This is a genomic window from Shewanella sp. BJSY2023SW007 (assembly GCF_047314525.1).
Lineage (GTDB): Bacteria > Pseudomonadota > Gammaproteobacteria > Enterobacterales > Shewanellaceae > Shewanella > Shewanella chilikensis.
The window spans coordinates 16,954-36,285 of sequence record NZ_JBKORL010000107.1 but is presented as its reverse complement, the minus strand read 5'-3'; the positions used below and the strand labels follow the sequence as shown (position 1 = coordinate 36,285).

Here is a 19,332-nt window from a genome sequence, read left to right as displayed (position 1 = left end):
CTCTCTTGCGGCGATGACAAATCCTCGCTGTTATAGGGGCGGTAAGCAGCTTGGCCGCTATGCTTAGCGTCATACTGAGGCAGTGGTCGCCGCGCCTTATCACTGACTCCTGGGGGGGGAATTCGGCATTGACTTGAGCTGGGGCGCAGTAGATGTGGGCCGCAGTTTGCTCCATTATGATGGGGAGTCTTGGCTATTGGCTGCAGCAATATCGGGGGAAATGCTTACTCTTTGTTGGGAAGATTACTTTCTTTAGCTTGGCAGTTCAGCTGCTGTCTATTGGCAAGCTGCGTACCCTGGGGCAAGATGAATTCAGCCGTATGCCGTTTTGCTCGAATTTTCAGCATAAGCTTGCCCGTTCAATCAGGATTACAAGGATTGTCATGACTCAGACTCACTATATTGCCCGTTGCCATTGTGGCGGGGTTCAGTTGGCGCTCACTTTTCCCGAAGGAGTGAACAATGTTCGCCGTTGTGATTGCTCCATGTGTCGCCGCCGCGGTGCGCCGGTAGCTTCTGTGTCCTTGGCCAATCTCAAGCTGGTTAGCGGTGCAGAGCTGCTCAGCTGTTATCAGTTCAATACCCATACCGCCAAACATTATTTCTGTAGTCGCTGCGGTATCTATACTCACCATCAAAGGCGCTCGAATCCAGAGGAGTATGGCGTTAATCTGGGGTGCATCAACGACTTGGATCCTTTTACCTTCAAGGATGCTCCCGTGATGGATGGCATCAATCATCCCGCTGACAGGGAGGCTTCATGACCGAAAAGTCCGCTGCTCGCTGCCCTGTATGTCAACAAGCCAACCAATGCGCCATGGCGGCAGGTACAGATCCTGCGCTTTGCTGGTGCATGAAGGCTGATTTTAGTTACCTGGAACTGACCCTGCGGGATATTCCCAAGCACAGTTGTATCTGCCGACACTGCTTAATCAATATAAAGAAAAACGCCGCTCACCATGAGTGAGCGGCATTTTTACCGAGTTGATTTAATCCGCTGGATCAGCTGCGGTCATCACGACGACGGGGCTTACGATCCGGACGGCGTTCGCCCGAGTGCTTGCGAGGGCGACGAGCAGGGCGCTGTTCACCTTCGAAGCTCTGGCTACCTGCTTCACGGATATTGATAGGCTTGCCGCATACCCGAACTTTCTTCAGGTGCGCCAGTACGTCTTTAGGCATACCGGCAGGCAGATCGACTGTAGTCAGAGAGTCAAACAGTTGGATTTGGCCTATGTAACGGCTGTCTATGCTGGCTTCATTGGCGATGGCACCCACGATATTGCCCACACCCACTCCGTGCTCACGACCCACATCCAGTACATAACGGCACATCTGCAGATCCGGGTTATCCTTCAGGGAATCGGCCTTGCCGAGATCGCCGGGAACCGGACGAGAGTCACGACGGCGCGAACCACGATCTTCCCGTGAACCACGATCTTCCCGTGAACCACGATCGTCGCGTGAGCTACGATCATCACGGCTGTCACGCTGACGCTCCTGGATCGGAGGCAACTGCAGCGGACGCTCCTGCTGTACTTGTTGCAGCAGTGCGGCCGCCAGAATATCTGTGTCCACTTCCAACTGCTGACACAGTTGAGCCACGGCGCCCTTCATAAAGTCCAGCTCTTCGTTGGCTATGGTGGCAGCTACCTGATCGCCCAAACGTGACAGACGGCGCTCGGCCACAGTCTCAGGGCTTGGAACCTTCATTGGAGAAATACGGCTGTTGGTGGCACGCTCAATGGTGCGCAGCATGCGCATCTCTCTGTGAGTCACAAACAGAATCGCCATCCCGGTACGACCGGCGCGGCCGGTACGACCGATACGGTGTACATAGGCTTCGGTATCGTAAGGGATGTCATAGTTGACCACGTGACCGATACGCTCAACGTCCAGACCACGGGCAGCAACGTCGGTGGCAATCAAAATGTCCAGCTTACCGGACTTGAGTTGATCCACGGCGCGCTCACGGGCCTGTTGATTCATATCACCGTGCAGTGGTGATGAGGCGTAACCGCGGGCTTCCAGCTTCTCGGCCAGTTCCACACAGGAGTTACGGGTACGCACGAAGATGATGATACCTTCGGTGTTTTCCACTTCGAGCACACGTACCAGGGCTTCCAGTTTATTGTGCTGAGACACCTGTACAAAACGCTGCTCAATGGAGTCAACCGTGGTGTGGCTGGCGGCAATGCTGATGGTGGCAGGGTTGTTCAGGTGCTTGTTGGCAACCCGCTTGATCTGCTCAGGCATAGTGGCAGAGAACAGTGCCAGCTGACGCTCGGCCGGAGTATGATCCAAGATCCACTCGATATCGTCGATAAAGCCCATTTTCAGCATTTCATCGGCTTCATCCAGCACCAGAGCCTTGAGGCTATCGAGCTTGAGGGTGCCACGGCGCATATGGTCCATGACTCGGCCTGGAGTACCAACGACTACCTGAGGGCCGCGACGCAGCGCCTGCAGCTGTTGGTGCATGCTTTGACCGCCATAGATAGGCAGTACATGGAAACCTTTCATGAATTTGGCATAGCTTGAGAAAGCTTCAGCTACCTGTACCGCCAGTTCGCGGGTCGGTGCCAGCACCAGAATTTGCGGTGCGTTGAGGTTATGATCTGTTGCATTAAGCAGAGGCAGAGCGAAGGCACCGGTTTTACCTGTACCTGTCTGTGCCTGGCCAAGAATATCCTGGCCCGCCATCAGGGGGGCGATACTCGCGGCTTGAATTGGGGTCGGGTTCTCGTAGCCGAGCTCATCTAGAGCACGCAGCAATGCCTCGGAGAGGCCGAGTTCTCGGAAAGTTTTTTCACTGGATGACATGGGTTGTAGCCTTGTGGACGCGTCTGGATGACGCAGAAAGTTTCACAGACAGAAAATCAACCCCGTGTCGATTTCCCGCACCGAAAACGCCAGATTATAACAGCGAAATCTGCTATTTTCCACGACTAAAGGTGTTTTTATGGCAAATTTAAAGCAAATAGTAGGCCAACTATCGGTTTTGTAGCTGTTCCGATGGCAGTCGCAGCAGCAGATCGGCTGCTTCGGTCACGGCGCCGATAAAAGGATAATCCAGTCTGTCGGGCGTGTCATCACGGGTATGGTACTGGGCGTGGGCGGGAACGCCGAAATAGAGCCAGGGGATCCCAGCCTGGTGGAAGGGATAATGATCCGAGGCCCTGAGCCAGTCGCTGCGCTGCACGCTGCGACCAATAGGGCGCGGATGACTGGGGCGAATGCACAGCCCTGTGCCCGCCATCAGATAGGCGCTGAAGTCATCATAGTGGCGGAAATAGCGGCTGCCTTCGAGGTAGATGGCATAGGGAAGCCCGGGTCTGCCTATCATATCCAGATTGACCGCCAGCGAGATGTGCTCGGCAAAACCGCTTTGTTGCAATGCGCTCACCAAGGCCTTGCTGCCATAGAGTCCGGGTTCTTCGGCGTCACTGGCAATAAATAGCAGGTTATAGCGACTGGGCGCTTGTTTGACTCTTCGGGCTATGGCCAACAAGGCCGCCACGCCAGAGGCGTTGTCGTCGGCTCCCGGATAAAAGCCCGGGCCGCGATCGCCCAGGTGATCATAGTGGGCAATCAGCAGGCGCCACTCAGTGGTCGGTTCGGCAGCCGGCAGCCAGCCCAAAAGGTTGATGCCCCGAGCGTCGGCAAAGCCATCGACATAGTTGAATGAGTGTTGAAAGCCGCTCAGAGTCTCGGCCAGGGGCGGAAATACCGAAGTGAGCGGCTGCAGGCCGATTTGTTCAAAGCGCTCTGTGAGGTACTCGCGGGTCAGCGCAGCGCCTTGGGTGCCGCTGCGCCGACCTTGCAGCCTGGGCGAGGCAAGCATTTCGATATCCTGTTGCAGCTGCTTTGTCTCGGCCCAGTTCAGTTGAATCTCAGCGCCGCAGCGTTCGGGCGAACTGCTGCAACCGGCAGCAAGCATCGGCAATATCAATAGGAGTGCCCACAGCGGAGAGCGAATAGAGAGTGCCCACAGCGGCGGGTGGATAGAGAGTGTCATCGGCATCCTGCCTCCGGCAAGGGTAATCAACTCAAGCTATGTTGCAGTTTATACCATTCTCCGAGACAGGTTTGCCTGCTTATTTCGCGGCTTGTGCCACGCCGCCCTGATAGCCGGGCGGTAGGGGATTGCCGCCATGGCTGGCCGAAGGCGTATCTGCCTCTGCTCGGCCTTTGAGCTTGAATACCTCTATTCCCGATACCAAATGACGCTTGGCGCCTATGGTGACCAGGGTCGCCGGGGGCAGGGCACTGGGTTCAACCAGCGCCGTGCGGCCATCGGGCAGGGCGACGGTAGTGCCATCCGGGCCGGAATGGACCACTTCACCCAAATAGCGTTTGCAGTTGCCTACCAAGGGGTCCAAGGCTGCCAGTAATAAACCCGCCATACAGATAACCAGGGCCAATAACAGTAGTCTGTTGCCTGTCACAGTCACCTCACAGCATAGGTTTAAGGAAGCGGGCGGTATGGGACTCTGGATGCTCGGCTACCTGCTCCGGGGTGCCGGCCACCAGAATAGTGCCGCCACCCGAACCACCTTCCGGCCCCAGATCCACTATCCAGTCGGCTGTCTTGATCACATCCAGATTGTGTTCAATCACCACTATGGTGTTGCCCTGGGACTTGAGTCTGTGCAGTACATCCAGCAGCAGTTGGATATCGGCAAAGTGCAGCCCTGTGGTGGGTTCATCCAGAATATAGAGGGTCTTACCTGTATCCCGCTTCGACAGCTCTTTAGCCAGTTTGACCCGCTGAGCCTCGCCGCCGGAAAGGGTGGTGGCGCTCTGGCCCAAACGTATATAAGACAGACCGACATCCATCAGGGTTTGCAGTTTACGGGCTATGGCCGGCACCGCATCGAAGAACACACGGGCTTCCTCGACCGTCATCTGCAGCACTTCGTGAATGTTCTTACCCTTGTACTTCACTTCCAGCGTTTCACGGTTGTAGCGCTTGCCCTTACAGACATCGCAAGGCACGTACACATCCGGCAGGAAGTGCATCTCTACTTTGATAAGGCCGTCACCCTGACAGGCCTCACAGCGGCCGCCCTTGACGTTGAAGGAGAAACGCCCCGGCTGATAGCCGCGGGTACGGGATTCCTGAGTCGCCGAAAACAGCTCGCGGATCGGGGTAAATATGCCGGTGTAGGTGGCCGGATTGGAGCGCGGCGTGCGGCCTATGGGGCTTTGATCTATGTCCACCACCTTGTCGCACAGCTCCATGCCCTCGATACGCTCATAGGGCGCCGGCTCTTCGGCGGTGGCGCCGTTGAGCATGCGATGGGCAATCTTGAAGAAGGTGTCGTTGATCAGGGTGGACTTGCCTGAGCCGGATACCCCGGTGACACAGGTCAGCAGTCCGACAGGGATCTCCAGATCCACCTGCTTGAGGTTGTTGCCGCTGGCACCGAACAGCTTGATCATCTTGCCGGGATCGCAGGGCACCCGACCTCCGGCCACAGTGATTTTTTTCTTGCCGGACATATATTGGCCGGTAACAGATGCTTCACAGGCCATGATGGCGTTAATGTCACCGTCACAGATCACTTCACCGCCATGCACCCCGGCGCCGGGGCCGATATCAATAATATGATCCGCCATGCGGATGGCGTCTTCATCGTGTTCAACCACAATCACAGTGTTGCCCAAGTCCCGCAGGTGAGTGAGGGTGTTGAGCAGGCGCTCGTTGTCGCGCTGATGCAAACCAATCGAAGGTTCATCGAGTACATACATCACCCCGACCAGACCGGCGCCAATTTGGCTGGCCAGACGGATCCGCTGCGCCTCGCCACCTGAGAGGGTTTCTGCCGAACGAGACAAACTCAGGTAGTTGAGGCCGACATTGACCAAAAAGCCCAGGCGATCGCCCACTTCCTTGAGGATCTTCTCGGCTATCTGTGCCTTTTGCCCCTCAAAGCTCAGGGTGGCGAAGTAGTCGCTGGCCTCGCCAATGGACCAGGTGGTCAACTCCGGCAGATTGATATTGCCGATAAATACGTTGCGGGCCTCTTCGCGCAGGCGTGAGCCGCCACAGCTGGAACAGGCCTGGTTGCTGATATATTTGGCCAGCTCTTCACGCACCGAGTTGGACTCTGTCTCCCGGTAGCGTCTGTCCATGTTATTGAGGATGCCCTCGAACGGGTGGTTGCGAACCACTACATCGCCGCGGTCGTTGATATAACGGAAGGCGACATTCTCTTTGCCTGAGCCATAGAGCACTATCTTCTTCACTTTGGCGGGGAGATCGCCAAAGGGGGTTTCCACATCGAAGCCGTAATGCTCGGCCAGTGAGGTGAGCATCTGGAAATAGTAGAAGTTGCGTCTGTCCCAGCCACGAATGGCGCCGCCGGCCAGCGACAGCTCGTCGTTGGTGATCACCCGATCGGGATCGAAAAACTGCTGTACCCCGAGGCCGTCACAGGTCGGGCAGGCACCGGCGGGGTTGTTGAAGGAAAACAGCCTGGGTTCCAACTCGGCCATGGAGTAACCACAGTGAGGGCAGGCGAAGTTGGCGGAGAACAGTAACTCTTCATTGCTGCCTTCCTCCATGCTGGCTACAGTGGCCACACCGCCGGACAGCTCCAGTGCGGTTTCGAAAGATTCCGCCAGCCGCTGCTGCAGATCTTCGCGTACCTTGAAGCGGTCAACCACCACATCGATATTGTGTTTTACATGCAGATCCAGTGGCGGCGGGTCGGACAGATCGCACACCTCGCCATCGATCCGGGCGCGAATATAGCCCTGGGCCGCCAGGTTCTCCAGTAATTTGACATGCTCACCCTTGCGGCCCTGCACTACGGGAGCCAACAGCATCAGGCGCTCGCCTTCGGGGCGCTCCAGTACCTTGTCTACCATTTGGCTAACAGTTTGTGCCGCCAGCGGCTGGCCGTGAACCGGGCAGCGGGGCTCACCCACGCGGGCAAACAGCAATCTGAGATAGTCGTAGATTTCGGTAATGGTTCCCACGGTAGAGCGCGGGTTGTGGGAAGTGGACTTCTGTTCAATCGAGATCGCCGGGCTCAGGCCTTCGATATGATCCACGTCCGGTTTTTCCATCAGACTCAAAAATTGGCGGGCATAGGCCGACAGGGATTCCACATAGCGCCGCTGACCTTCGGCGTAGAGGGTATCGAAGGCGAGAGAAGATTTACCCGAACCAGATAAGCCTGTAATAACAATGAGTTTGTCTCGGGGAATGGTCAGATTGATGTTCTTGAGATTGTGGGTTCTGGCACCGCGGATGTCTATCTTGTCCATCAGTCTCTACTTTGGCTAATCACTGGAGAAAAAGAGCACAAGTATCACATATTTTGCGCTGTGCCGATAGCGGCGGCGCATTTGTCCTACTGACAGCATACTGTCAGTAACAAGCCCTCAGTCGTGGGCTGAGGGCGACTTGGGTTTTTCTCTTTGAGCTGTTCAAAACCTTCGTGGTAACATGCGCTCCCTTAAAAAATTCTTAATCCAGGGCATAAACTATGGCCAACGGTGGACTTTCCGGCACAGAAAGAAAAGTCGCGTTCTCATTAGCCAGTGTATTTGGGCTGCGCATGATGGGCTTGTTCATGATCATGCCTGTCTTCGCGCTCTATGGACAAGATCTCAAAGGCTTCTCACCTCTGTGGGTGGGTATTGCCATCGGCGCCTATGGTCTGACTCAAGCGATACTGCAGATCCCCATGGGGATACTGTCAGACAGAATTGGCCGCAAGCCGGTTATCCTCGGCGGCCTGTTGGTGTTTGCCCTCGGCAGTGTCCTGGCGGCTATGTCCGACAGTATTTACGGCGTTGTCGCCGGCCGTGCTCTGCAGGGTATGGGCGCCATCGCCGCCGCGGTGCTGGCATTGGCGGCGGATCTTACCCGGGATGAGCAACGCACCAAGGTGATGGCTATCATAGGTATGTGCATAGGTTTCTCCTTTGCCTTGTCGCTGCTGGTGGGGCCTGTGGTGGCGCAGCATCTTGGGCTATCGGGCTTGTTTGCCCTGACTGCTGGCCTGGCGCTGCTGGGTATGCTGATAGTGCAACTGCTGGTGCCCAACCCTGTGGCCCATGCGCCCAAGGGCGATACCATGGCGGAACCGGGCAAGCTGAAAAATATGCTTAAAGATCCGCAGTTGTTTCGCCTCGATGCCGGTATTTTTATTCTGCATTTGGTGCTGACGGCGGTATTCGTGGCATTGCCGCTGGACTTGGTGGACGCAGGTCTTGTTAAAGAAAAGCACTGGATGCTGTATTTTCCGGCCTTTGTCGGCGCCTTCTTTTTGATGGTGCCGCTGATCATCATCGGCGTGAAGCGCAACAATACCAAGGGGATGTTTCAGTTTGCTTTGTTGATCATGCTGGCCTCTTTGCTGGCGATGGCGCTGTTTTCCCATAGTCTTTGGGTGTTGGCGTTGGCCATAGTGGCCTTCTTTACCGGCTTTAACTACTTGGAAGCCTCGCTGCCCAGCCTGATCGCCAAATTTTGTCCCGTGGGAGCCAAAGGCTCTGCCATGGGGGTGTATTCCACCAGTCAGTTTCTCGGCGCCTTCTGTGGCGGTTTGCTCGGTGGTGGCGCCTATCAAATCATGGGCGCTGCCGGAGTGTTTAGCGTGGCAGTGGTGCTGCTGATTATCTGGCTGGCATTGACCCTGGGAATGAAAAATCCTGTGCTGCTCAAGAGTTATACTCTAGAGGCCCAAGTGAGTGGCCGTGAGCAGGCGCAGAAGATGGCCGCCGAGCTTTCTCAATTGCCGGGGGTTGCCGAAGCCATAGTGGTTTTGGAAGAAAGAGTCGCTTACCTCAAGGTGAACGATCAATTCGATTTAAGACAAGCCAGAGCTGTGTTAGGCTCTGTCAATTAAGCTAAGTTTAAGTGAAAATCGCAGGAGATTTCGATGGCCAGTCGTGGTGTTAATAAGGTAATTCTGGTGGGCAATCTGGGGCAGGACCCAGAGGTGCGCTACATGCCAAACGGCAACGCCGTAGCGAATATCACAGTGGCCACCAGTGAGTCATGGAAGGACCAACAGGGCCAACAGCAAGAGCGTACCGAGTGGCACAGGGTTGTCATGTTCGGCAAGCTGGCTGAAATTGCCGGTGAGTACCTGCGCAAAGGCTCACAAGTGTATCTGGAAGGCAAGCTGCAGACCCGCAAGTGGAAAGATCAGAGCGGTCAGGATAAGTACACCACTGAAGTGGTTGTCGATATGGGCGGTACCATGCAGATGCTGGGTGGCCGTAACCAAAATCAAGGTGGTATGAGCCAGGGCGGCAATCAGGGCGGTATGAACCAAGGTGGTATGAACCAAAACCAAGGTGGTTACGGCGGTGGTCAGGCACAGTCTCAATACAATGCGCCACAGCAGTCCGGCGGCTATCAGCCCAAGCCTGCTCAGCAACCACAACAGCCGCAGCAACCACAGCAGCAGTACAACGCGCCGCAGCAGCAAAGCTATGGTCAGCAGCAGAACTCAGGTTATGCGCCCAAGCCACAGCAGCCAGCGCCACAACAGGCGGCTCCACAGCAGCGTCCGGCACCACAGCCTCAGCCACAACAGCAGAACTACACGCCGGATCTGGATGACGGCTGGGATGATGATATCCCATTCTGAGGTCTATTGGAGATAGGCACTTGTGCTTGATACCAGAAAAAGCCACTGCAACTGCAGTGGCTTTTTGCTTGGCGCCTCTCGAGCGATAGGTGCTGTTCTTTTGCGGTAATAGTTTGAAGCTCGAAAACGGGCCATTGCTTGTTTGGCTCCGTCTCCTTGAACCTGACCAGGCCTTTAGCAATATCATCCGCAGCCGAGGACGGTTTACTGAGATGCTTTCCTGATAGGTACAGATGAGCTTTGGGTCTCAAGTCAGTGCCCGCTATGCCTGATTCGCCAATAGCGGCAGGATATTTTTGATAAAAATTGACAATCTTTACATTTGTGAGTGGCTTATCTGTTGTTTAGTGTTTGATGGTTTTTTAGGCGGTGGGTCAATTTGACTTGATGGCGGTTATTCTGCTCCCCCGGTTGGCTACTGCAGATAGTGTAAAGGTGTTACTGATGTAATACTTTGTTTTATCTGTTATATTCGTTCATTCAGTTATTTCCCCTTGTCTTAGTTGTCGGCTTTTTTAGCACTATCCTTTTCTCTTTCCCGTCGATTGAACCTCAGTTAATGGTGCTTTATCCTGCCTTTTTCGCTGTTGGGACAAAATTTACCTATATGTTTGGACAAAATGTCTTTTGGTGTATTTTTTGTTCGTTTTGGTGGTATAGGCTATTTCTTGTTTGATTTTTGGGTTTTAATTCTGATCTTTATTATGTTTGTGGTTCAATTTGTCATAGCTACCCCTTTGTGATCTTGGTCTCGTGTCATTATTTGTTATCCTGAGTGTCTTTAAGGATAATCTTACACAGAGTGTGGTCTTTGATTCGACTGCACTTGGCTGGTCGCAGCCAAGGGTTGCGACCCCAATCAAAACTCATAACGACAAGAGTGTGAGGACGCTATGAACAGACGTCAGTTTTTCAAACTGTGCGCTGCCGGGGCGGCAACTTCAGCCATATCTGCGCTGGGGTTGTTGTCCGAGAAGGCTTATGCTGCAGTTCGGGAATTCAAACTACTCAGAGCTAAAGAGACCCGCAACAACTGCCCGTATTGCTCGGTGGGTTGTGGCTTGCTTATGTATAGCCAAGGCAGCGGTGGCAAAAACTCTGAACATGCCATTTTTCATATTGAAGGTGATGCCGATCATCCGGTAAACCGTGGGGCGCTCTGCCCTAAAGGCGCAGGCCTGGTGGACTATGTCAACAGTCCGCACCGTCTGCAGTACCCTGAGTATCGCGCTCCGGGCAGTAATGAATGGAAGCGCATCAGTTGGGGCGAAGCTTACAAGCGTATTGCCCGTTTGATGAAAGACGACCGTGATGCCAACCTGATTGAGAAAAACGCCGATGGCGTAACAGTCAACCGTTGGTTGACCACAGGGATGATGACCTCATCCGGAATGGCGAACGAGAGTGGTTTTGCGACTCAAAAGTTTGCTCGTTCTCTTGGCTTAGTCGCCATCGATACCATTGCACGTAACTGACACTCCCCAACGGTAGCAAGTCTTGCTCCAACATTTGGGCGCGGTGCCATGACCAACCACTGGATCGACATCAAGAACTCTAATGTAGTGATCATTATGGGCGGTAATGCTGCAGAAGCGCACCCTGTCGGTTTCGGCTGGGTCACGGAAGCTATGCAACATAACAATGCCAAATTGATTGTGGTTGACCCTCGTTTCAACCGTAGTGCTGCTTTGGCCGATCACTATGCTCCTATCCGCTCAGGCACAGACATTGCGTTCTTGCTGGGTGTGATCCGCTATCTGATCTCCACCAACCAGATCAACTTCGATTATGTGAAGGCCTATACCAACGCCAGCTATCTGGTGCGGGAAGACTTTGAATTCCACGAAGGTCTGTTCTCAGGTTTTGATGAAGAGAAGGGCGACTACGATAAAGAATCCTGGTTCTATCAACTCGACGAAAACGGCTATGCCAAGGTGGATGAATCCCTTGAGCATCCACGTTGTGTGTGGAACCTGCTGAAACAGCACGTAGAACGTTACGACTTTGCCACTGTCAGCAACATCACAGGGACACCGGTAGACGACTACCAAGTGGTCTGTGAGGCGATTGGCAGCACTTACACCAAAGACAGGGCGGCGACCTTTATGTATGCCCTGGGCTGGACTCACCATAGTAAGGGTGCGCAGAACATTCGTACCATGGCGATGGTGCAGTTGCTGTTGGGTAACATTGGCCAGTTGGGCGGTGGGGTTAACGCCTTGCGTGGTCACGCCAACGTTCAGGGCTCGACCGATATGGGTCTGCTGTGTCAGAGCTTACCGGGCTACCTTAAGCTGCCCAATGATAAAGACGTCAATCTGCAGACTTATCTGGGCCACTATACGCCTAAGCCGTTGCGTCCGGGTCAAACCAACTATTGGCAAAACTATCCCAAGTTCTTTATTTCGCAAATGAAGGGCTTCTGGGGCGAGCATGCCACAGCTGAAAACGACTTTGGTTATGACTGGTTGCCTAAGTGGGATCAGATGTATGACTTTGGCCGCTATCTCGACATGATGTATCGCGGTCAGATCAACGGTTGTATTGTGCAGGGGGTTAACGCGATTAACTCTATGCCTAACCGCAACAAGAACCTCAAGGCGCTGAGCAAGCTCAAGTACCTGATCGTATTGGATAACTTGGCATCTGAAACTGCAACCTTCTGGCAAAATGAGCCGGATTACAACGAAGTTGATACCGCCAGTATCCAAACGGAAGTGTTCCGTCTGCCCACAACCTGTTTTGCCGAGGAAGAAGGTTCTATCGTCAACTCGGGTCGCTGGATGCAGTGGCATTACAAGGGTGCCAATGCTCCCGGTGAATCCATGCCTGACTCGGAAATCGTGGCCGGCATTTTGCTGGAGCTGAAAAAGCTGTATCGCGAAGAGGGCGGCAAACTGCCTGAGCCTGTGGAAGCGGTCAAGTGGGACTATGCCGATCCGCATAACCCAAGCTCGGTGGAGCTGACCAAAGAGTTGAACGGATACGATGTTAACACCGGCCGTCAACTGAGCAGCTTTAGTGAACTCAAGGACGATGGCAGCACCGCCTGTGCCTGTTGGATCTATGCCGGTTCCTGGACCGAAAAAGGCAACCAGATGGCACGCCGCGACAACCATGATCCATCCGGCAAGGGGGTTACCCCGGGATGGGCATTTGCTTGGCCTGCCAACCGCCGAGTGCTCTACAACCGCGCCTCTTGTGATGTCAACGGTAAGCCTTGGGATCCAAACCGCACCATAGTCGAGTGGAAAGATGGCAAGTGGGAAGGCATAGACGTGCCTGACTTCAACGCCAAGCTCAATCCACAGGACAGCGCGCACCCATTTATCATGCAGGCAGAAGGCGTGGGCCGTTTGTTCGCCCTGAAGCTGCTGAAAGAAGGGCCGTTCCCTGAGCACTATGAGCCGGTGGAATCACCAATCGGGACCAACCCATTGCATCCTAAAGTGGTGCACAGCCCAGTGCTGCGTTGGTTTGAGGGTGTGAAAGAAACCATAGGCACCAAAGAGGAGTTCCCTTACGCCTGTACCACATACTCGCTCACTGAACACTTTAACTTCTGGACGACTCACTGCCGTTTGGCGGCGATCTCCATGCCAGAGACCTTTGTGGAAATGAACGAGCAGTTGGCAGCAGAAAAAGGCATCAAGAATGGTGATTTGGTGAAGGTGAGCTCCAAGCGTGGCCACATCTTTACCAAGGCTCTGGTGACCAAGCGTTTGCAGCCACTGCAAGTCAATGGTCAAACGGTACACACCCTGGGTATTCCACGTCACGGTAGTCATAACGCCCTCACCAAGAAGGCATATACCTGTAACGTGCTGACCACAGAGATGGGTGATGCCAACACGGGTGTTCCTGAGTACAAAGCGTTCCTGGTGAACGTTGAGAAGGCGGAGGTCTGATAATGGCAACACAAGATATTATTCGACGCTCAGGCACCTCAGCGGCAACGCCGGCATCGCAAACTCGGATTGGTGATATCAAGCAGGTTGCAAAACTGTTTGATGCGACCAAGTGTAACGGTTGTAAGGCCTGTCAGGTGGCGTGTTCCGAATGGAACGATCTGCGTGAAGAAGTGGGCAGTTTCGAGGGAAGTTATCAAAACCCGATGAAACTCTCCGGCCAGGTCTGGACCTTGATGGAGTACAACGAGGTGATGGACGAGCGCAACAAGTTGCGCTGGCAGTTCACTCACTCAGCTTGTATGCACTGCGCCGATCCCGCCTGTCTCAAGGCGTGTTCGACCGCAGGCGCCATTGTGCAGCACGCCAACGGGGTAGTGGATTTCGATTCAGACAAGTGTGTTGGTTGCGGTTACTGCGCCAGTGCCTGTCCGTTCGATATCCCTAAAATCGACCCCAAGGACAACAAGGCCTACAAGTGCACCATGTGTTCCGACCGCCTGGCGGTCGGGCTGGAGCCTTCTTGCGTCAAGACCTGTACCACAGGCGCACTGCGCTTCGGTACTCGTGAAGACATGTTGTTCTATGCCGACAAGCGGGTGGCCGAGCTCAAGGAGCGTGGCTTTGCCAAGGCCGGGTTGTACAACCCGGAAGGTGTGGGTGGCACAGCGATGATGATGATATTGCACGATGTCACTCAGCCTGAAAGCTACAACATGCCGGAAGATCCGCAGATCCCACTGTCTGTCACTCTGTGGCAGGACTGGGTCAAGCCTTTGGGTACAGTTGGGATCCTGGCAACCGCCGCCGTGGCTTGTCTGCACAAGATCACCGTTGGCCGCAACATAGTCGAAGAGGATCAACCCGGTTATCAGCCGCCTGAGGAAGATCAGCAAGCGGCTCAGAAAGAGGAGGACGGCAAATGAGCAAGCATCACAAGCAAGAGATGATAGTGCGTCATAAGCTGTTTGACCGCATCTGCCACTGGTTCATTGTGGCGGCAGGTTTGGTCACCTTTCTGACCGGGTTTTCGTTCTTTTATCCTTCCTTCCAGTGGATGGGGGCTATTGCGGGCACGCCTCAATTGGCGCGCTTCGTTCACCCCATTGCCGGGTTGTTTATGTGTCTGCCGCTGATGTTGATGTTGGTGCGTTACTACCATCACAACAAGTGGGAGAAGAACGACCTGAAATGGATGCTGTCCATCAAGGATGTGATGTTTGAGAACGAGGACAAGATCCCGCCTATCGGCCATTACAACCCTGGGCAAAAGGTGCTGTTCCGTGCTTTCGTGGTGACCTCCATCGGACTGACGGTGACAGGCTTCATCATGTGGCAGCCCTATTTTGCACCTTATTTCTCAGCCACAACCATTGGCTGGGCGATTTTGGTGCATGCCATCTGTGCCCTCATCATGCTGATTTTCGTGATGGTGCACTTCTGGATGGCGACCTGGGTAGAAGGTTCGGTTGCGGGCATGCTCTACGGCAAGGTCTCCAAGGCCTGGTGCCGTAAGCACCACCCCAGAATGCTGGAAGAAGATTCGGAAGCGGAGAAACACTAAATGAGTCAAACAGCCGAGATACCCCTGGCCCCCGGCAGCGAGTCGCCGCTGGAGCTCAAACCTCTGAAAGCCGCCGATCCTGTCAGCGTTTATCTGCGCAGAGCCAAGCGTCTGGAAGTGTTGGCCAAGGACTCGCCGCTGGCTGATTACCTGGAGCTGTGTCGCCGTTTGGTCGCCGTACAGGCCAAACTGGCGGTGGAGGAAGACTTCGGCCTTCCTCCCGCCTGGGACAAGTCCGAGGGATTGCCCCTCGCAGACTTGGGCCCCAGTGCCGACAGCTATTGGCAGAGTTTGCTGCAGCAACTGCTCAGTGAACTCCTGCCTCAGGTGGATGAGTCGGTCGCCCGGGTGCTGCGTCTTTTGATGCAACAGGCGCCCGAGCAATTGAGTGCCTGGGGGCAGGCGCTGCGTCAGGGCAACCTGAGTGCAGTGCCCGCCAGGTTCAGTCTGTTTCTGTGGGCTGCCATGGGGCTTTATTGGTCTCACTGGGCGCCGGCAGTCATTCAGCGCATGGATCAGCGCCAGGTCAAACAGCAGAGCCTGTGTCCGGTTTGTGGCAGTCATCCGGTTGCCAGCGTGATAGTCGATGAACCCAGAGCCGGTTTGCGTTATCTGCATTGCAGCCTGTGTGAGAGCGAGTGGCACTTCATACGTGCCCATTGCACTTGCTGCGGGCATGACAAGGAAATGACCCTCTGGTCTTTGGACGACTATCAGGCCGAAGTTCGCATCGAAAGCTGCGAGGCTTGTCATGGTTATACCAAGATGATGTTCCTCGAAAAGTCACCGCTAATGGATGTGGCCGCCGACGATTTGGCAACCCTGATGCTCGACAGTCAGCTCAATGAGAAAGGCTATGGTGCCACCACAGTCAATCCCTTGTTGCTGGCTCACGAGACGGAAGACAGCGAGTAACTAGCTCGTTAGTAACGAAAGCCGGGAGGGCTTAGGCCCTCCCTTTATTCAGTCAATGATGAAACAGATGATGACCCAAACTGCCGATACCCTCAAAGACCTCTATCGGGCTTTGCCTTCCATGGATAGCCTGCTGGCCGAGCCAGCACTGGCTCCGCTGCTGAGCCGCTTTGGCAAGGCCGCCGTCAAACAGGCGCTGGATGGACAACTTCGGCTGGCAAGAGCCGGGATAGGCCGTGAGCAACGCCTGCCCGACTGGTGTCACTCACACCAAGCCTTGTATGGCATTTTGGTTGATCAGCTGTCCAGCGATTATCGCCACAGTTTAAGGCCGGTATGGAACCTCACCGGCACCCTGCTGCACACCAACCTGGGACGGGCGCAGCAGTCCGAGGCGGCCATCGAGGCCGTTACTTCTGTGATGCGTTACCCGACCCCACTGGAATTTGAGCTGCAGGCCGGCAAGCGCGGCCATAGAGACAATGCCGTCAGCTCGCTTATTCACCGCCTCACCGGCGCCGATGCTTGCTGTGTGGTTAACAACAATGCCGCCGCCGTGCTGTTGATGCTGTCGGCGGTGGCCGCCGGTAAAGAGGTGATAGTTTCCCGCGGTGAGCTGGTGGAAATAGGCGGCGCCTTCCGGATCCCCGATATCATGCGTCAGGCCGGAGTGACGTTAGTGGAAGTGGGCAGCACCAACCGAACCCATCTCAGGGATTACGAGCAGGCGATAACCGACAACACCGCCGCCATCATGAAGGTGCACACCAGTAACTATCATATTCAGGGCTTTACCGCCTCGGTGGAAGAGTCACGGCTGGCGACATTGTGCCGCGAGCACGATATTTCGCTGATCTCGGATCTCGGCAGCGGCTCGCTCACCGACTTGCGCCGCTTCGGGCTCAAGCAGGAACCTACTCCGCAGGCGATGCTGGCCGATGGCGTCGATTTGGTGAGCTTCTCCGGCGACAAGCTGCTCGGTGGCCCTCAGTCGGGATTAATAGTCGGCAAACAGTCGCTTATTAATAAGTTGCAAAGCCATCCGCTCAAGCGGGCGCTGCGCTGCGATAAGCTGATTCTGGCGGCGCTGGAAGCCACACTGATCCACTATCTCAACCCTGAAACCCTGGATACTGAACTGCCTATGATGGTCAAGTTCGGCCGCAGTCAGCAGCAACTCAAGCTGCTTGGCAGCCGTTTGCACCAGGCGTTGCAGCCCCTGTTTGCCCCCGGTTATCAACTGCAGCTGGTGGAGTGCCGCACCCAGGTGGGCAGCGGCTCACAGCCGGATACCTTCCTGCCTTCGGTGGCACTGGCGTTCAGTGCCAATCCGGGGGCTAGCCTGATTGAGCTTGAGCAACATTTCAAGCAGGCCGAACGGCCGGTGATCGGCCGGATCAGCAATGAGCAACTGCTGCTGGATCTGCGCGGGGTCGACGATGAAGCCGAGCTGCTGGCCGAGCTGAGCACCTTGGGAGTGTCGCTGTGATCTTGGTAACCGCTGGCCATGTAGACCATGGCAAGACCAGTCTTATTCGGGCCTTGACAGGGCAAAATACCGACAGATTGCCGGAAGAGAAACGCCGCGGCATGACCATAGATCTGGGTTATGCCTTTATGTCGTTTGCCGACGAACAACGGCTGGCCTTTATCGATGTGCCGGGTCATGAAAAGTTTATCAACAACATGCTGGTGGGCGTCAGTCATGCCAGACACGCGCTCTTGGTGCTGGCCTGTGATGACGGCGTGATGCCGCAGACCCGCGAACACCTGCAGATTTTAGCCATGTTGCCGCTTGAGAGCCTGACACTGGTGCTTACCAAGAGTGACCTGGTGGAGCGGGCCCGCATCGATGAAGTGGTTGCAGAGAGTGAGGCTCTGCTCTGTGAGTTTGCCCTCAAGGCCTCCGGTGTGTTTAGCGTTTCGGCCAGCAATGGCCAGGGGATTGAATCGCTGAGGGACCATATTCTGGCGCTGGCAGCGAGCGAGCTGCAGCATGAGAAGGCTTGCGTTGCCGCAGACGCGCAGCAGGCCTTTCGCCTGACCCTGGATCGCGCCTTCAGTGTCAAAGGCGCCGGTTGGGTGGTCACGGGCACAGTGATCAGTGGCAGTGCCAATGTTGGTGATAACCTTTATAGCTCGGGTCAGAAAGACAAGCTGAGGATCCGCGGCATTCACTGCCAGGGACAGGAGTCGCAGACGGCGTTGCCGGGCACCCGGGTCGCCCTCAATCTCAGTGGTGTTGATAACCACAGGGCGCCGCAACGCGGCGATTGGCTCAGTAGTTTGCCCCAGCCGGACGCCTGTGGTCGCCCTGTGGTGCAGATCCGCGCCTTTGAACCTGTGACTCACTGGCAGAGCGTACATTGCCACCACGGCGCCGATCATACTCTGGGACGCATATCCCAGTTAACCGAGGCCGATGAGCGCGGCTACTGCCTGGCTGAGCTGGTGCTGGATAAGCCGCTGTTGTTATGTCAGGACGACCCTATAGTGCTGCGTCACGCCAGTGGCAAGCACACCCTGGGCGCCGGTAGAGTGCTGGCGCTGACAGTTCCCAATCGCAAGAAACGCACCGACGAGCGGCTCGCTCTTATTGGCTGTCTCGCCGATGCCGAAACACCGGCCACTGCACTGGCTTACCTAGGTAAACAGCAGGCCTTGGCTGTGGCTGACTTGGCCTGGCGCTGGCAACTGACTGAAGCCGGTCTGACTCGACTCATTCAGGAGGCCGGACTCAGCCGCCACGGCGGTTTCCTGTTGGCACCTGAACTGCTGGAAGCCGAGCAACAGCTCTATTTGTCACTGCTGGAGCAATACCATCAGCAGCACCCGGATCAATTGGGGTTGGGGCGCAATCGCCTGTTGCGTATGAGTCACAGCAAGTTCCCCTTGCCACTGGCCAGTTTGATCCTGGAGCGCCTCTGTCGCGATCGCCGCATGGTGCTGCGCGGCGCCTTGTTGCAGTTACCGCAGCACAGAATGACCTTGGACCCTCAAGCCGAAGCCTGTTGGCAGCGTTTATCCCCCTGGCTGGAACAGCAGGATACTCCTGTGTGGGTGACTGAGATGGCCGAATATCTTGAGCTGGAGCCGGGTGAGCTGCGGCCGCTGTGTTTCCAGTTGGTGCAGCAAGGGTTTATTACCGCCGTGGTGAAAGACAGATACCTGCTCAGCAGTAAGCTGTGTCACTACGCCGATCTTATTCGCGGTCATTTAGCGCAAAAGGGGCAACTGGAAACCGCTGAGTTCAAGGCGATGATAGGTCTTGGTCGCAAAGTGAGTATCCAACTGTTGGAGTTTTTCGATCGCAGCGGTTTTACCCGCA

At 55.3% G+C, this 19,332-nt stretch carries 13 protein-coding genes and 1 pseudogene; 10 read left to right on the top strand and 4 right to left on the bottom strand.

All coding sequences use genetic code 11. The annotated features are described in order from the left end of the window. The first annotated feature begins 383 nt into the window (after nucleotides 1-383). Both ACMHXE_RS19370 and ACMHXE_RS19365 read left to right on the top strand, forming a co-directional pair. Nucleotides 384-764, top strand: coding sequence for a GFA family protein (locus ACMHXE_RS19370; RefSeq protein ID WP_413733114.1), 381 nt, complete (start codon nucleotides 384-386; stop codon nucleotides 762-764). Further along, nucleotides 761-967 carry a cysteine-rich CWC family protein gene (locus ACMHXE_RS19365; protein WP_101056395.1) on the top strand — a complete coding sequence of 69 codons (207 nt, stop codon included), beginning with the start codon at nucleotides 761-763 and terminating at the stop codon, nucleotides 965-967. Before ACMHXE_RS19370 ends, ACMHXE_RS19365 begins: the two co-directional genes overlap by 4 nt. A 35-nt stretch (nucleotides 968-1,002) precedes the next feature. Here the strand turns inward: ACMHXE_RS19365 and ACMHXE_RS19360 are convergent, their stop codons facing one another. From ACMHXE_RS19360 to uvrA, 4 genes are all read right to left on the bottom strand, one after another. Further along, a complete protein-coding gene (locus ACMHXE_RS19360) occupies nucleotides 1,003-2,823 on the bottom strand; it encodes a DEAD/DEAH box helicase (protein WP_413733112.1) in 1,821 nt (606 codons plus the stop codon). Nucleotides 2,824-2,992: 169 nt separating this feature from the next. Next, a complete protein-coding gene (locus ACMHXE_RS19355) occupies nucleotides 2,993-4,024 on the bottom strand; it encodes a M28 family peptidase (RefSeq protein ID WP_229839754.1) in 1,032 nt (343 codons plus the stop codon). 73 nt (nucleotides 4,025-4,097) lie between these two features. Next, the gene (locus ACMHXE_RS19350) at nucleotides 4,098-4,448 is read right to left on the bottom strand and encodes a hypothetical protein (protein WP_146225990.1); all 351 of its coding nucleotides are present in this window, start codon (nucleotides 4,446-4,448) and stop codon (nucleotides 4,098-4,100) included. A gap of 7 nt (nucleotides 4,449-4,455) precedes the next feature. Next, nucleotides 4,456-7,278, bottom strand: coding sequence for an excinuclease ABC subunit UvrA (uvrA, locus tag ACMHXE_RS19345; RefSeq protein ID WP_224865855.1), 2,823 nt, complete (start codon nucleotides 7,276-7,278; stop codon nucleotides 4,456-4,458). A 221-nt stretch (nucleotides 7,279-7,499) separates the two neighbouring features. Here uvrA and ACMHXE_RS19340 point away from each other — a divergent pair, with 221 nt between their 5' ends. From ACMHXE_RS19340 to selB, 8 genes and pseudogenes are all read left to right on the top strand, one after another. Next, the gene (locus ACMHXE_RS19340; RefSeq protein ID WP_101056391.1) at nucleotides 7,500-8,867 is read left to right on the top strand and encodes an MFS transporter; all 1,368 of its coding nucleotides are present in this window, start codon (nucleotides 7,500-7,502) and stop codon (nucleotides 8,865-8,867) included. 33 nt (nucleotides 8,868-8,900) lie between these two features. Further along, nucleotides 8,901-9,617 (top strand): single-stranded DNA-binding protein, encoded by a 717-nt coding sequence (gene ssb, locus ACMHXE_RS19335; protein ID WP_226563586.1) that lies wholly within the window; start codon nucleotides 8,901-8,903, stop codon nucleotides 9,615-9,617. Between the two features lie 893 nt (nucleotides 9,618-10,510). Then, nucleotides 10,511-13,525: a formate dehydrogenase-N subunit alpha gene (gene fdnG, locus ACMHXE_RS19330; RefSeq protein ID WP_413733109.1), complete on the top strand. Its 3,015-nt coding sequence runs from the start codon at nucleotides 10,511-10,513 to the stop codon at nucleotides 13,523-13,525. Between the two features lie 2 nt (nucleotides 13,526-13,527). After that, nucleotides 13,528-14,451 (top strand): formate dehydrogenase subunit beta, encoded by a 924-nt coding sequence (gene fdxH / locus ACMHXE_RS19325; protein ID WP_071238702.1) that lies wholly within the window; start codon nucleotides 13,528-13,530, stop codon nucleotides 14,449-14,451. Beyond that, nucleotides 14,448-15,089 carry a formate dehydrogenase subunit gamma gene (locus ACMHXE_RS19320; RefSeq protein WP_039033519.1) on the top strand — a complete coding sequence of 214 codons (642 nt, stop codon included), beginning with the start codon at nucleotides 14,448-14,450 and terminating at the stop codon, nucleotides 15,087-15,089. The genes fdxH and ACMHXE_RS19320 overlap by 4 nt, the downstream gene beginning before the upstream one ends. After that, a complete protein-coding gene (gene fdhE, locus ACMHXE_RS19315) occupies nucleotides 15,090-16,004 on the top strand; it encodes a formate dehydrogenase accessory protein FdhE (protein ID WP_413733106.1) in 915 nt (304 codons plus the stop codon). It begins immediately after the preceding gene. Nucleotides 16,005-16,071: 67 nt separating this feature from the next. Then, the gene (gene selA, locus ACMHXE_RS19310) at nucleotides 16,072-17,493 is read left to right on the top strand and encodes an L-seryl-tRNA(Sec) selenium transferase (protein WP_071238746.1); all 1,422 of its coding nucleotides are present in this window, start codon (nucleotides 16,072-16,074) and stop codon (nucleotides 17,491-17,493) included. Then, nucleotides 17,490-19,325 (top strand): annotated as a pseudogene (selB, locus tag ACMHXE_RS19305) (selenocysteine-specific translation elongation factor); the annotation flags it as partial. The gene selA and the pseudogene selB, both read left to right, overlap by 4 nt. Nucleotides 19,326-19,332 lie beyond the last annotated feature (7 nt).

What these genes read in the sequence shown, in the direction of transcription:
- fdxH (WP_071238702.1), top strand. Translation starts at nt 13,528, where the DNA reads ATGGCAACACAAGATATTATTCGACGCTCAGGCACCTCAGCGGCAACG.
- fdhE (WP_413733106.1), top strand. Translation starts at nt 15,090, where the DNA reads ATGAGTCAAACAGCCGAGATACCCCTGGCCCCCGGCAGCGAGTCGCCG.
- ACMHXE_RS19320 (WP_039033519.1), top strand. Translation starts at nt 14,448, where the DNA reads ATGAGCAAGCATCACAAGCAAGAGATGATAGTGCGTCATAAGCTGTTT.
- ACMHXE_RS19340 (WP_101056391.1), top strand. Translation starts at nt 7,500, where the DNA reads ATGGCCAACGGTGGACTTTCCGGCACAGAAAGAAAAGTCGCGTTCTCA.
- ACMHXE_RS19355 (WP_229839754.1), bottom strand. Translation starts at nt 4,024, where the DNA reads ATGCCGATGACACTCTCTATCCACCCGCCGCTGTGGGCACTCTCTATT.
- uvrA (WP_224865855.1), bottom strand. Translation starts at nt 7,278, where the DNA reads ATGGACAAGATAGACATCCGCGGTGCCAGAACCCACAATCTCAAGAAC.
- ACMHXE_RS19365 (WP_101056395.1), top strand. Translation starts at nt 761, where the DNA reads ATGACCGAAAAGTCCGCTGCTCGCTGCCCTGTATGTCAACAAGCCAAC.
- selA (WP_071238746.1), top strand. Translation starts at nt 16,072, where the DNA reads ATGATGACCCAAACTGCCGATACCCTCAAAGACCTCTATCGGGCTTTG.
- ssb (WP_226563586.1), top strand. Translation starts at nt 8,901, where the DNA reads ATGGCCAGTCGTGGTGTTAATAAGGTAATTCTGGTGGGCAATCTGGGG.
- ACMHXE_RS19370 (WP_413733114.1), top strand. Translation starts at nt 384, where the DNA reads ATGACTCAGACTCACTATATTGCCCGTTGCCATTGTGGCGGGGTTCAG.
- ACMHXE_RS19360 (WP_413733112.1), bottom strand. Translation starts at nt 2,823, where the DNA reads ATGTCATCCAGTGAAAAAACTTTCCGAGAACTCGGCCTCTCCGAGGCA.